Origin of the sequence: Actinokineospora sp. PR83, assembly GCF_021056305.1 — a bacterium.
Lineage (GTDB): Bacteria > Actinomycetota > Actinomycetes > Mycobacteriales > Pseudonocardiaceae > Actinokineospora > Actinokineospora spheciospongiae.
The window spans coordinates 48,519-61,460 of record NZ_JAJCXD010000151.1 but is presented as its reverse complement, the minus strand read 5'-3'; the positions used below and the strand labels follow the sequence as shown (position 1 = coordinate 61,460).

Sequence of the window (12,942 nt, the reverse complement as noted above, 5' to 3'; positions counted from 1 at the left end):
GGGGCACCCGCGACCGGATGATCGACAGCGCCATCGTCCTCATGCGCGAACGCGGCGCCGCCGCCGTGAGCATCGACGCCGTGCTGGCCCACTCCGGGGCACCGCGCGGATCGGTGTACCACCACTTCCCCGGCGGGCGCGACGAACTGATCCTCGCCGCCGGGCGCCGCGCGGCCGACGTCATCAGCGGGTTGATCACGCAGGCCGCCGAGGCCGGGGACGCGCGCGCGGCGGTCGAGCGCATCGCGTCGTTCTGGAAGAAGGTGCTCGTCGCGGGCGGGTTCCGGGCCGGGTGCCCGGTCGTGGCCCTGGCCGTGGACGCCCGCGAGGACCTGCCCGAGGCCGAGGCGGTGGTCCGGGAGGCGTTCGAGCGGTGGCAGGGGCTGCTGCGCGAGGCGATCGAGGCGGGCGGGGTGCAGACCGCGGAGGCCGACGAGCTGGCGGCACTGGTGCTGGCGGCCATCGAGGGCGCGGTGGTGCTGTGCCGCGGCAGGCGGAGCGTGGAACCGCTCGACGTCATCACCCGGCGGCTCGTGGGGTTGCTGCCCGCGGGGTGACCGGGGACCTCGCCGCGACCGGCGGTCTGTGGGGTTGCCGCGCTCTGCCAGGTCCGCAGGAGCGGTTTCAGCAACCAGCCAGCCGCTCGAGCACGGGAGCGAACACGTCGGTGTTGCTGCCGTGCACGCCGAAGTAGGTGACACCGAGTCGGTCACGACGACGGCGCAGTTCATCGGCCACGGCGACGGAATCCCCCTGCAGCACGGACAGCGAATCCCGAGCCAGCAGCTCGGCTGTCGACGCGCCGAGCAGGTTCTCGGCCCACGGCTCCAAGCGGTCCTCGACCGCGAACACGGTCATCGCGAACTCGATCGGGCGGGTGCCCGCCGCATCGCGGATCCCACGCACCAGCGCCGCCACTTCGTCGCGGGTGGCCAGGGCCGGAGCGGCGACCATGACGATGTCGGCGACCTCCGCGGCCAGCGCGCGAGCCCGGGGGCCCGCAGCGGGGATCATCACCGGGGTGTGCTCCTCGCCGTCCAACTCCCGCAGCGCGGCGACGGTGGCGGCCACCCGCTCCAACGCGCTGCCCCCGTGCGCGAGCCCCAGCTCTCGCGCTGCCGCGCGCGTCCCCGGGTTGCCGACCCCGATGCCGAACTCGAACCGCCGCCCGGTCAGCACGGACAGGCTGTGGGCCTCCCGCGCCGCCATGCGCGGCACGCGAAGCGCGCCGGACATCACCAGGGTGCCCAGCCGCAACCGCTGCGTGAGACCGGCGGCCACCCCCAGCGACACCGCGGGGGCAGGCATGTGCAGGTTGTCCGCGGTCAACAGGGTGTCGTAGCCGAGGTCCTCCGCCCGGCGCACCACCGCCCGCCACTGCTGTGCGTCGCGGGGGTTGGCCACCATGCCGAACCGCAACCTGCCGTCTGCCACCGCACTCCTCCCACGTGTGGTCCGAACCTCGAACCGCACAGCGATCGAACGCCTGAACCAGCGGACGGGCAGCGGCGAACGTAACGGCACAGCGCCGACACCACGACCGAATATCGCTCGAACCCACCGCGGGAGGTCGAGGGGTTGGCCGCCGGGGTGCTCGCGGGGAGCCCTGACAGCGCTTGAGCGCCCGAGGAGCCCGCGCGGGGCCCTCGGGCGCTCGTGTGCGCTGACCGCCCGGTCTCGCCGTCGGCGCTCTGCTCGCCGACGCGGACCTGGGCAGGTAGGAGGGGTCAGCTGGTGGTGTAGGTGAGGCAGTTGGCGTCGTGGGTGCCCTTGCCGGGGCCGACGCGGACGCCGGAGGCGGTGCACTCCAGGTTGGCGTTGAACTTGCAGTCGGCGCGGGAACAGGCCCCGACCTGGGCGACGACCTTGTCCAGGCCGCCCTTGCGGGCCAGCGGGACGAAGGTGCCGCAGTCGGCGGCGCCGTTGCTGCCGCCGACGGTGATGGCGAAGGCGTGGCAGCCGTCGTGGTTGTACGAGCAGCCGGTGACGGTGCACTCGTTGACGGCGGGCATCTCGGTGGTGGTCATGGCTTCTCCTGTGGTGGGAGTCGGCAGTCCTCGCGGTCTGGCCGCCGGGCGGTTCACCCGGCGGGTGGTTCGACGGTCTCACCGGTCCTGGGAGGTCGCAACAGGGGGGCGATTAGGTGAGGCTAACCTAGAAACTGTTGTGCTGGGCCGGATCCGGTGTGTCGCAAGAGGATTGGAGGGGGGACTGGCCACCGGGGTGCGCCAGGGTTGACCCGTCCGTGGAGTGGGCCCGCGCCTGCGGCGGGGCCCGGCGGCACCGGTTGCGACTAGGATCGGGCGCCGACGAGGGGGGCGGTGACTCGCCCACCCCACCCGAGCCCGACCGGGTTCTCGACGGCCTCCCCCACCCCGTGCTGGAGCAGACATGACCGAGTGGCAGGACAAGGCAGCGGCGTTCCGGGCGCTGCACGAAGACGGTGTGCTGGTGCTCCCCAACGCGTGGGACGCGGGCAGCGCCGTCGCCGTCGCGCAGGCCGGGGCGGCGGCCGTGGCGACCAGCAGTGCCGGGGTGTCGTGGTCGTTGGGCAGGCCCGACGGGCACGGGGTGCGCGGGGCGGACATGGTCGAGGCCGTGCGGCGCATCGCCGGGGCCGTCCGGGTCCCGGTCACCGCCGACGTCGAGGGTGGCTACGAGGACGTGGCCGCCACCGTGCGGGGCGTCGTCGACGCGGGTGCCGTGGGGGTGAACCTGGAGGACTCCACCTCCCGCACCGAGCTGCGCACCTCCGCCGCGCAGGCCGACCTGATCCGCACCGCCCGTGCCGCGGGCGCGGCTGAGCTGTGGATCAACGCCCGCACCGACGTGTACCTGCTCGGCATCGGCGAGCCTGAGAGCCGGTTCGACGAGGTGGTCAGCCGGGGGCGGGCCTACGCCGACGCGGGGGCCGACTCGTTCTTCGTGCCGGGGTTGCTGGACCTGGAGGTGCTGGCGGCGCTCACCGCCGCGGTTCCGCTGCCGGTCAACGCCCTCGCCGGGCCAGGGGCTCCCACCATCGCCGAGTTGGGCGCCGTGGGGGTGCGCCGGGTCAGCCTCGGCTCCGCTGTGAGCAAGGCCGTCTTCGGGCTGGTCCACCGGGCGGTGCGGGAGGTGTTGGCCGAGGGGACCTACGGCGCGTTGGCGGGTGGGTCGGACTACGACGTGGTGAACGGGCTGTTCGACCGGTCGTGAGTTCGCCTGCTCGTGGAGCCCGGGTTGTGGTGGGGGTGCCCGGCTGGGTGGATGTGCTTGGCCGGGGCCCCTACGGCGATCATGTGCCCAGTGTGACCGAGTGGGGCTGAAGAGATGCCCCACAGCCCGAGCAGGCTTGCACATGATCGCCACCCCCGGCCAAGCACATCCACCCACCCGGGCAGTTGCGTAGCCGGGCCTGCGGTTCTCGGGGTGATCGGCAGCTGCGCTGTTGGGGTTGGAGTTGGCTGGTTGTGGCTGCGCCGGCAGGGTTCGGCGTGGCTGGTGGTCGAGCCGCTTGTTCCGGGAAGGGGGCACGGGGTCAGCGTCGGGCGATGCGCCAGCCGTGGGGGCCGAGGTGGGTGGTGGGCTCGCCCGCCACGGCCTCGGTGCCCGCTGCCTCGATGGTGCCGGGGCCGTAGTTGAGGGTGACCACCAGGGTGTCGTCGCCGGAGGTGGACTCGTAGGTCAGGTGTTCGTGGGTGGTCTCGACGATCCTGGTGCGGGCGGTGTGCAGCCAGGGGTGGCGCCTGCGCAGGCCGATGAGGTCCTGGTGCAGGCGCAGGACCGCCGGGTCGGTGCCGGGGAACGGGTCCTCGGGGGTGGCGGGGAACTCCGGGCGGATCGCGTCGTCGCCGCCGTGGCGGTCTTCCTTGACCGCGCGCAGGCCCAGTTCGTCGCCCGCGTAGACGGCGGGGGTGCCCGCGGTGGTGAACAGGACGACCAGGGCGTGGGGGAGGTGGTGGGGGTTGGTGAGCTTGGCGGCGATGCGGGTGACGTCGTGGTTGCCGACGAAGGTGGCAGGCACGAAGGTGTCCAGGAAACCGTTGTGGCGGGTCAGGGACCAGGCCAGTTCGTGGGGGTTGCCGTCGTTGAGGCTCGACCACACCGCCTTCCACAGCTCGTACTGGGTGACGCTGTCCACTGTGGTCTGCGCGGCGAACCCGGCGTAGTCGCCGTGGATGACCTCGGCGACGAACCAGGCTTCGGGGTGGTGGGCGCGGACCCGGGGCAGCACGTCGGCCCAGAAGTCGGGGGGCGTGGCGTAGGCGGCGTCGAGGCGCCAGGCGTCGGCGCCCCGGTCCAGCCAGTGGGTCAGCACGGCGGTGACGTGGTCGCGGACCTCCGGGTTGGCGTGGTCGAGGGTCAGCAGGCCCCCGTGCCCCTCGAAGGTGTGCCCGGGCCGCAGCCACCCCGGGTGCCCGAACTCCGGGCCCACGTGGTTGAACACCCCGTCCAGCAGGACCCGCAGGCCGCGCTGCCGGGCCTCGGTGACGAGGGTGTCGAAGTCCCGGTCGTCGCCCAGGCGGGGGTCGACGCGGAAGTGGTCGGTGGTGTCGTAGCCGTGGCTGGTGGAGGCGAACACCGGGCCGAGGGCGATCCCGGACGCACCGAGCCGCACCGCGTGGTCCAGCCAGGGCAGCAGCCGCAGCAGCCGGTGCTCGTGCGGCCCCGGTGCCGGGTCGGCCGGGTACGCGCCGGTCATCCCCAGCGGGTAGCCGTGCCACCAGATCGCGTGCCGCACCCAGTCCGGCTCACCCACGCCCGATCCCTCCCCTCGACACCCCTGCGCGCCCAGCATCCCGCCCCGCCGGGGCCGCCGCCATCGCAACCACCCGCCGACCTGCCGGTGTCACATCTCGGCCACCTGCCTCGTCCTGGGGGTGGAACTCGATGGACGGGAAAGGTGCGACATGCGGATCGCGGTGGCGGGTGGGACGGGGGCCGTCGGGGCCCCGGTGGTCGAGGCGGCGCGGGCGGCGGGGCACGAGCCGGTGGTCATCGCCCGGTCGACCGGGGTGGACCTGGTGACCGGCGCGGGGCTGACGGCGGCCCTGGAGGGGGCCGAGGCGGTGATCGACGTCAGCAGCGTGACCACGACCAGCGCCGCGGAGTCGGTGGCGTTCTTCGAACAGGCCACCTCGCGGCTGCTGCGGGCCGGGGCCGACGCCGGGGTGCGCCACCACGTGGTGCTCTCGATCGTCGGCTGCGACCGGGTGGACCTGGGCTACTACCTGGGCAAGCGGCGGCAGGAGGAGCTGGTGCTGGCCGGGCCGGTGCCCGCCACCGTCCTGCGCGCCACCCAGTTCCACGAGTTCGCCGAGCAGGTGCTGCGCCGCACCGCGTTCGGGCCGGTGGTACTGGCACCGCGGATGCGCAGCAGGCCGATCGCCGCCAGGGAGGTCGCGGCGGCGCTGGTGGCGGCGGCCGAGGCCGAGCCGGTGGGGCGGGCACCGGACCTGGCCGGGCCGCAGGAGCGGGACGTGCCCGCGATGGTCCGCCAGGTGCAGCGCGCCCGCGGTGGGCACCGGCTCGTCCTGTCCGTCCGGCCCCCGGGCAAGCTCGGCGCCCAGCTTTCCGGCGGCGGCCTCCTGCCCACCGGACCCGGTCCGCTCGGGGTCGAGACCTTCGACGAGTGGCTGGCGCGCTCGTGACCGCCGCGGTCCACCGCGCCCTGCTGCTGGTGCTCGCGGTCGTGGCGGTGTTCATCGGCGGGTGGGCCTACTTCGCCGCGGCGGGCTGGTACGCGACGTTCCCCGGCTTGGGGATGAACTGGCTGCCCCGGCTGGGCCCCTACAACCAGCACCTGGTCAAGGACGTCGGCTCCTTCTACCTCGGGTTCGCGGCCCTGAGCCTCGCCGCCGCGTGGCGACCGCGCAACACCGCCCTGGTCGCCGCGGCGGGGCTGGCGTGGGTGGTGTTCAGCGTGCCGCACCTGGTCTACCACCTGCAGCACCTGGACATGTACGACGGTGTGGACCGGGTGTTGAACGTGGTGAGCCTGAGCGCGTTCGTCGTCGCCGGTGCCCTGCTCCTGGTGCGGCCCCGGCCCGAGCCCGACCGCTGAGGGCCGCCCCGCGACCGCGAGCAGGCCGAGCCGCAACCGCCGGGTCCGCGCGGCGAGGGCCGACAGCACTGCTGTTCCCGGGCGTCACTTGGATTCGATGCGGCCCAGGGGGTCGGTGCTCTGCGCCAGCTCGGCGCGCGCCGCGGAGAAGGCCGTGTCCCCGGGGTGGAGCGCGCTGCGGAGGAAGGCCCAGGTGAGCCGCTGGACCAGCGCGACCCGCTCGGGGCTCTCGTCCGTCGTCTCCGTGGCGGCGTACCCGGAGATCCCGCCCAACGAGTGCTCCGCCCCGAACAGGGTGAGCAGGCTCTTGGGACCCGGGCTCAGGGAGTACGCGTCCGTGAACCACTCCGGCCCCCGGACGCTCAGGGCGGACTGGTCCCGGTCCCCGGCGACCACCAGGGCGGGCGTGGTCATCCGCGCGAAGCCCGGGTTCATGAACGGGAAGTGCTCGGCGGCGAACGGCGTCAGGTCGGCGCCTCCCGTGCCCGGGACGGCGAGCAGCACACCGGCGGAGATCCTCGGGTCGGACAGGTCCTCGCCCGGCCCGCCGTCGGCGTCGAGGACCCGCGCGCCCAGCAGCGTGCTCACCGTCTGGGCGCCCCAGGAGTGGCCCGCGGCGGCGATGCGGGTCCGGTCGAGGCGCCCGGCGAGGCCGGGGACGGCGGCTTCGACGACGTCGAGCTGGTCGACGACCCGGGTCAGGTCCTCGATCCGGGTGCGCCAGGTCCCCGGGTGGCTGGGGTCGTCGGGTGCGAGGCCCAGCGTCCGCGAGTCGAGGTGGGTGGGCTGGACGACCGCGAACCCGTGGGCGGTCCAGAAGTCGACCAGCGGGGCGTAGCCGTCCATCGACTCGCCGAAGCCGTGCGAGAAGACGATGACGGGCAGTTCGCCGCCGGTGGCCGGGGCCGACACCCGCACGTGCAGGTCGGTGCCGCGGCCCGGGGCCGCCAGCGCCACCGGGCGCAGCGAGAGGACGGGTGTGCTGACGAGGTCGTGCACGGGATCTCCTCGAGGAGCGGGGGTGGGTGGTGACGGGATGGCCGGTCTGACATCATGGCCAAACGGATCGGTGTTCCGTTATCGACGATACGGATCAGTGTTCCGTTTGGCAAGATGGGTGATGGGGGTGACACACCAGTGGCTGACACCGACGGACCGGGCCCGTCAGCTCCCAAGAAGCGGGCCGACGCCCGGCGCAACCAGGAAGCGCTGCTGGAGGCGGCCGCCGCGACGTTCATCGCCTCCGGCGTCGACGCGCCCGTGCGCGACATCGCCGCCGCGGCGGGCGTCGGCATCGCCACGATCTACCGGCACTTCCCGACGCGGGCCGACCTCGTCATCGCCGTCTACCGCCACCAGGTCGAGGCGTGCGCCGCGGCGGCACCCGACCTGCTGGCGACCAGCGGCTCGCCGCACACCGCCCTGGTCAGGTGGATCGACCTCTTCGTCGACTTCCTGGTCACCAAGCACGGCCTCGCCGAAGCGCTGCGATCCGACGACCCCACCTTCACGACCCTGCACGCCCACTTCCTCGACCGCCTCGTGCCCGTCTGCGCCGGGCTGCTCGACGCCGCGGCCGGGGCGGGTGAGATCCGCTCCGACATCCAGGCCCTGGAGTTGATGTTCGGCGTCGGCAACCTCTGCATCGGCGCGGACAAGGACCCCCGGTACGACGCCCGCCGCATGGTCGGGGTGCTCCTGGCCGGGCTGCGCCTGCCCGGGGTGTAGTGGCCCGGGTGTCGGTGGTGGGCACTAGCCTGGCCTGATGTCGACCTGGGATGCCGGTGCCGAAGGCGTGCTCCGCCTGCCCTCCGGCCGCCTCGTGCGCGGCCGCGGCCTGCGCCACCCGGTGCCCGCGGGCCCCGAACCCCACTTCGCCCTGCACCTGCGGGGGCGCAGGCCACCGGAGTTCGCGTGGGAGACCCGCTGGGTGCGGTGGCCGGACTTCTGGCTGCCCCTGGACCGCCCCGGCTTCGCCGCCGCCCTGCGCGACCTGCTGCGCCGCGCCGACACCGAGCGCGTCGAGGTGGCCTGCGGCGGTGGCAACGGGCGCACCGGAACGGCCCTGGCCTGCCTGGCGGTCCTGGACGGGGTCGCGCCCGGGGACGCGGTGGCCTACGTCCGCACCCACTACCGCAAGCACGCCGTCGAGACGCCGTGGCAGCGGCGACTCGTGGAGGGCTTCCGCGCGGGCTGAGCGGGCTCAGGCGTCCGGGCGGCCGAGCACCCGGTGGAAGGTGCCGTCGAGGTGGACGAGGACGTCGCTCGCCCCGGTGCCGACGACCACGCGGAAGCCCGAGAGCCCGTCGGGGCGGGGCAGGGCGGTGATGCCGCCGCCGACCACGAGCCCGTCCGGGGTGGTCACCAGGGCGCAGGTGCCCGCCCGCCCGTCGAGGTCGGCCCAGCCCGCGACCACGGTGTCCGCGGCGAGGGTCGGCGCGTCGACCACGCCACCGGTGCGGGGGAGGTCGCGGATGCGGGTGGGGTCGACGCGGTCGCCGAGTTCGAGGTTCGCGCAGCCCAGGGTGTAGGTGCCGTCGAAGGGGTACATGCCCAGGGCCTTGGCGGCCGGGAGGACGGCGGGTTGGACCTGGAGGGTGGCCAGTGCCTGGGTGCCCTCCAGGCGCAGGGCCACCGGGACCACGCCGAGGGGCGCGTAGGAGTTGCGCACGGCCCCGGCCTTCGCGGTCCCGGTCACGAAGGTGATCGCGACCAGGACGGCCGCGAGCGGGACCGCCGCCCGCCCCGGCACCGGCCGCCGCCGGACCAGCAGGGCGATGAGGGCGCAGGTGGCCAGCACGCCCGCGAGGGCGTAGCGGCTGATCAGGCCCGCGTTGCCGCCCGGTGCGGCCGGGGTGGTCCGCCCCAGCCCGATGAGCACGGCCACCGCCACCGCGTACGCCGCCAACCCCACCCACCCGGCGTCGGCGACGGCCTCCGCGCTGCCGCGTCGCCGCACCGCCGCGATCCCCAGCCCGACGAGCACCGCCCCCACGGCCGCGCCCACCACCACGGCGACCGCGGGGGTGGCCGAGGTCCACACGCTCCCGAGCACGGCGGTGACGACCTTCGCCCGCGCCACCGGCGCGAACCCCGAACTGGCCATCGACTGCGCCTCCGGCGGCCGGGTCGCCAACCACCCCGCGACCACCACGACCCCCACGACCGCGGGCACCACGACCCGCCACCACCGCTCCCTCCGCAGCCACAGCACCAGGGCGACGGCGAACCACACCGGCATCGCCGCCCCGAACGACACCGTGCCCACCGCGGCGGCGGCAAGGGCGAACCCCAGCCGCCCGTGGTGCGCGGCCACGACCGCCAGCACCGACAGCACCACCGCGGGGACCCAGCTGATGCCGTTCGTGGCCTGCACCCACAGCTCCGCCAGGTGCGGGGTGCAGAGCAGGAACGCGAACACCGCCACGACCCCCGCCCGTACGACCCCGCTGACCGCCAGCATCGACCGCATCGCGACCAGGGCCACGACGAGCAACCCGACGGTCAGCAGGGTCAGCACCCGGTTGTCCCCGCCGAACCAGGCGGCGTCACCGTAGAACAGCAGGGACGGCAGGACGAACGGCTGCTCCAGGTGGTAGCTCCACAGTGGACCGAATTCCAGGGAGCCGGAGTCCGACGTCACCTTCGCCAGCACGTGCCAGTAGTCCAGCAGCACGTTGACCCGAGTCGTCCGCACGGACTCCCAGGCCGCCAGCAGCACCGGCGCGGCCGCCACGAGCCCGAGCGCCACCACCCACCACCGCTGCTGCTCCTGCTCCCGCACCACCGGCTCCGCGGCGCGCTCGGCCACCACCATTGACCCTCCCCAGTTCGGAGGGTGATGGTACTGGCTCGCATACACCCGATCGTGTGTGCCCGATGTGGTGAAAATTATGCGACTGGTACGGGCTGTTGCCGATTTTTTCATCGGCGAGGTCGGTGTGACCGATCACCGGCCGCGCCACCGCCCGCGAGCAGGCCCCGGCCGTCGGAGTACCCGCGCTCGATTTCCGCGGCGTCGCTCGGGTGGGCGCACGCCACTACATGGTCGCGGTCCTTCTCGCACCAGGAGAAGCCGAGGATGTCGTCATTGAAACCGTGCAGCAGCCCGCACACGCTCGTCCCGTTCTGCGAACTCCGGCGGGCCGCTCGGCGTTGCGGACGGCCAAGCGCCAAGGCCACACCTACATGATTGTCGACGGCACCTCGAACCGGTTCCATGCTCTGGGCAGTGACGATGTCGAGCAACCCGGGGCGTCAGCGGTCGAGCTGCGTCGGTAGAGGACCGCGTCCACCACCTGCCAGCGACAGTGGACCTCCGGCTGCCCACCGTGAGCAGGTGGTCACGTGGCGATGAGCTTCGCGGCATCGGGGGCGTAGACGGTCATCCAGTGCGGATGCAGCCGGTAGTAGAACACGTCCTTGTCCCACTCGGTGTGATCGCCGTAGAAGTCCTTGAAGTACGCGAGCAGGTCTGGCCAGTCTGCGGCAGGCTCGTCGTCCTCGGGGTTGAGGACCTCCACCGTGCCGTGCGTGAACACCCCCAGGTCCTCGCCGCGCATGTGCGCGACGCTGGCGGCGGGGCGGGCCGCGAGGTGGCGGGCCTTGGCGGCGCTGCGTGCTGTGCCGAAGTACCACTTGCCGTGCAGGAAGTGCCCGTCCACGCCGCTGATCCGCGGCTCGCCCTTCGCCGTCACGGTGGACAGGGCGAGGGTGCACATGTCGACCAGAATCCGGGTGAGCTGCTCGGCGGTCACGGTGTGCTCGGTGACGATCGAACGGAGGTGATCGGTGGAGCGGGACAGGGAGGCGTCGAGCAGGGCTTGGAGCTCAGTGATTTCTCCGGGTGTTTCACGCATCAGCCCACGATAGCCACCGCTGGACCATCCTCGGCTTCGCAGGGCGGCCGGAGGAAGACGGCGCCGCGGAGTCACCTCACCTCACCGAACTCGACACGCTCGCAACAGGACATGGTCACTGTCGCGCGCTGTTCGGTGAAGGGTCAGGTGCTGCGCAGCAGTACCCGGCGGGTGGTGTCGAGGTGGCGAGCGACTACGAAGCGGGTGTTGGCGCCGACGACGGGCGGCGTACCCGTCCACGCGAGGACAGACCGGATGCCACCGAACGTGACGACATATTCGCGGTTCGACGGGAAGACGTCGGTGATCTCGGCGATCACTTCCGAACAAACGGGGTACCGGTGTTTCACCGCCTGCCACCCGGGTTCGCTTCTCCAGGAGTCGGTCGTGCTCGACCGAAAGGCATTGTCGAGCGGCCAGAGGCGGACTTGGTGGTGGCGATGCTGGAGCACCTCGAAATCGGTGACAGTGCCGACACCTGGCCACTGGTCGACGGATTGGGGGAGGTGGAGCACGTCGACGAATCCGGTTGGCGATCGGCCGAGGTCGACGAACAGTCCCACGGCGCCGGGGCGCGGGGTCAGGGTGACCTTCCCAGTGACGTGATCACCGACCGGATACGTCTGGCGAGCGGTGTCAAGCGCCAGTTCGGCGGGGTCGGGTTCGGTCATCGCTCGACCATTTCACCGACCGGCCTCGCTGGTTGTCAACCATCGGTGCCAAAACCTTCTGTATTGACCGCGCGGTCCTGCGCATCGAGCGGCGGAGGTCCGCGCTCGCGGAATCACCCCGCACATCGCCCGCCGAGGTGTCGCCCGCGGCTCCGGCCTCGGCGTCATCCGCCGACCTGTCACGTCGATTTCGGTAGAGGCGTCGGTGTCTTCTCGGTGTGCGGCGGGTTGGTTGTGGCGTCGGTGTTCTTTGCCGCCGAGGGGTATCCCGGTTCACCCGGCCGGTGAATACCATGATCGGGACAGAGGGGGTGCCATGCGCGGCCACACCGACGACCACCCGACCCGCTTCTCCGGCGGAGTCCCGCAGCCGCTCGACCGGCGGTGAGCCCGCCGCGGGCGGACCCGGGCGCCGACGCGCCGCGACGTGAGGTCTTGGTGGTCGGCGCCTACTACGCCGACCTGGTGTTCGGGGGGTTGGGCGGGCCCGCGCGGGCGGGTCGGGAGGTGTTCGCCCGGGAGTTCGACGTGGTCCCCGGCGGGGCCTTCACCCAGGCGTCGGCGCTGCACCGGCTCGGGCACGACGTGGTGTGGGCGGCGTCGTTCGGTGACGACCTGTTCAGCCGCGCGGTGCTGGAAGCCGCGCGGCGGGAGGGGTTGGACGAGAGCGGGTTCACCGCCGTCGACGGGCCGCAGCGCAACGTGACCGCCGTGCTGTCGGGTGCGGGGGACCGGGCGATGGTCAGCTACCAGGACCCGGTGGTGGAACCGCTGTTGGGGGAACTGGTGGCCGCGCACCGCCCGCGGGTGCTGCTGCTGCCGATCCTGCGCCACGGTTCCGGGGTGGCGCAGGCGTTGGGGAGGGCGCGGGCGGCGGGGGCACTGGTGTTCATGGACTGCCAGGACGTGCCGGTGGCGCTGGGGGCCGCGCGGGACGCCCTCGCCCAGGTGGACGTGTTCGCGCCCAACGCCGAGGAAGCGCTGCGACTGACCGGGGCGGCCACCGTCGAGGACGCCGCCCGGGTGCTGGCGGAGGTGGTGGGGACGGTGGTGGTCAAGCGGGGCGCGGACGGCGCGTTGGCGTTGCGGGGCAAGGAGTTCTGCGCGCTGCCCGCGCCCGCGGTGGAAGTCGTCGACACCACCGGCGCGGGGGACTGCTTCGACGCCGGGTTCGTGCACGGGCTGTTGGGCGGGGCCGACCTGCGCACGTGCCTCGCGCTGGCGGTCGCCTGCGGGTCGGCGTCGGTGACCGGGGTCGGCTCCAGCGCCGCGCCCACCCGCGCGCAGGCCGCCGAACGGGTGAGCGGCGGGTGATCGTCGTCGCGCCGCGGGTGGGCGGGCCTGGCTGTGCCCTAGCGTGGAGCGGCTT

Annotated in this window: 14 protein-coding genes and 1 pseudogene; 7 read left to right on the top strand and 8 right to left on the bottom strand. The window is 73.3% G+C overall.

Annotation, left to right across the window (positions count from 1 at the left end; genetic code table 11):
- The first annotated feature begins 17 nt into the window (after positions 1-17).
- Positions 18-557, top strand: coding sequence for a TetR/AcrR family transcriptional regulator (locus tag L6E12_RS33780; RefSeq protein ID WP_236231980.1), 540 nt, complete (start codon positions 18-20; stop codon positions 555-557).
- Positions 558-624: 67 nt separating this feature from the next.
- On the opposite strand, the gene L6E12_RS33775 is transcribed toward L6E12_RS33780, so the two are convergent.
- Positions 625-1,434, bottom strand: a complete 810-nt coding sequence (locus L6E12_RS33775; RefSeq protein ID WP_236231979.1) for an LLM class flavin-dependent oxidoreductase — start codon at positions 1,432-1,434, stop codon at positions 625-627.
- Positions 1,435-1,727: 293 nt separating this feature from the next.
- Positions 1,728-2,027, bottom strand: coding sequence for a DUF1540 domain-containing protein (locus L6E12_RS33770; protein WP_236231978.1), 300 nt, complete (start codon positions 2,025-2,027; stop codon positions 1,728-1,730).
- A 364-nt stretch (positions 2,028-2,391) separates the two neighbouring features.
- Here L6E12_RS33770 and L6E12_RS33765 point away from each other — a divergent pair, with 364 nt between their 5' ends.
- Entirely contained in the window at positions 2,392-3,195 is an 804-nt protein-coding gene (locus L6E12_RS33765) for an isocitrate lyase/phosphoenolpyruvate mutase family protein (protein WP_236231977.1), read from the top strand.
- 322 nt (positions 3,196-3,517) lie between these two features.
- Here L6E12_RS33765 and L6E12_RS33760 read toward each other — a convergent pair whose 3' ends face one another.
- Entirely contained in the window at positions 3,518-4,738 is a 1,221-nt protein-coding gene (locus L6E12_RS33760) for an alpha-amylase family glycosyl hydrolase (protein ID WP_236231976.1), read from the bottom strand.
- A 151-nt stretch (positions 4,739-4,889) separates the two neighbouring features.
- Between L6E12_RS33760 and L6E12_RS33755 the strand changes: the two genes are divergently transcribed.
- Positions 4,890-5,630, top strand: coding sequence for an SDR family oxidoreductase (locus L6E12_RS33755; RefSeq protein ID WP_236231975.1), 741 nt, complete (start codon positions 4,890-4,892; stop codon positions 5,628-5,630).
- Positions 5,612-6,043: a hypothetical protein gene (locus L6E12_RS33750; protein WP_236231974.1), complete on the top strand. Its 432-nt coding sequence runs from the start codon at positions 5,612-5,614 to the stop codon at positions 6,041-6,043. The genes L6E12_RS33755 and L6E12_RS33750 overlap by 19 nt, the downstream gene beginning before the upstream one ends.
- 84 nt (positions 6,044-6,127) lie before the next feature.
- Here the strand turns inward: L6E12_RS33750 and L6E12_RS33745 are convergent, their stop codons facing one another.
- Complete coding sequence (locus tag L6E12_RS33745) at positions 6,128-7,042, bottom strand: serine aminopeptidase domain-containing protein (RefSeq protein WP_236231973.1); 915 nt, start codon at positions 7,040-7,042, stop codon at positions 6,128-6,130.
- Positions 7,043-7,180: 138 nt separating this feature from the next.
- On the opposite strand from L6E12_RS33745, the gene L6E12_RS33740 reads away from it, so the two are divergent.
- Complete coding sequence (locus L6E12_RS33740; protein WP_236231972.1) at positions 7,181-7,771, top strand: TetR/AcrR family transcriptional regulator; 591 nt, start codon at positions 7,181-7,183, stop codon at positions 7,769-7,771.
- 37 nt (positions 7,772-7,808) lie between these two features.
- Positions 7,809-8,240, top strand: a complete 432-nt coding sequence (locus tag L6E12_RS33735; protein ID WP_236231971.1) for a protein phosphatase — start codon at positions 7,809-7,811, stop codon at positions 8,238-8,240.
- A gap of 6 nt (positions 8,241-8,246) precedes the next feature.
- On the opposite strand, the gene L6E12_RS33730 is transcribed toward L6E12_RS33735, so the two are convergent.
- The 4 genes and pseudogenes from L6E12_RS33730 to L6E12_RS33715 all read right to left on the bottom strand — a co-directional run bounded on the left by L6E12_RS33730 (position 8,247) and on the right by L6E12_RS33715 (position 11,573).
- Complete coding sequence (locus L6E12_RS33730) at positions 8,247-9,860, bottom strand: DUF2079 domain-containing protein (RefSeq protein ID WP_236231970.1); 1,614 nt, start codon at positions 9,858-9,860, stop codon at positions 8,247-8,249.
- Positions 9,861-9,982: 122 nt separating this feature from the next.
- Positions 9,983-10,180: pseudogene (locus L6E12_RS33725) on the bottom strand (hypothetical protein); the annotation flags it as partial.
- A 206-nt stretch (positions 10,181-10,386) separates the two neighbouring features.
- The gene (locus L6E12_RS33720; protein ID WP_236231969.1) at positions 10,387-10,902 is read right to left on the bottom strand and encodes a pyridoxamine 5'-phosphate oxidase family protein; all 516 of its coding nucleotides are present in this window, start codon (positions 10,900-10,902) and stop codon (positions 10,387-10,389) included.
- Between the two features lie 143 nt (positions 10,903-11,045).
- Entirely contained in the window at positions 11,046-11,573 is a 528-nt protein-coding gene (locus L6E12_RS33715) for a hypothetical protein (protein ID WP_236231968.1), read from the bottom strand.
- A 384-nt stretch (positions 11,574-11,957) separates the two neighbouring features.
- Between L6E12_RS33715 and L6E12_RS33710 the strand changes: the two genes are divergently transcribed.
- Complete coding sequence (locus L6E12_RS33710; RefSeq protein ID WP_236231967.1) at positions 11,958-12,887, top strand: PfkB family carbohydrate kinase; 930 nt, start codon at positions 11,958-11,960, stop codon at positions 12,885-12,887.
- The last annotated feature ends 55 nt before the right edge of the window (positions 12,888-12,942 follow it).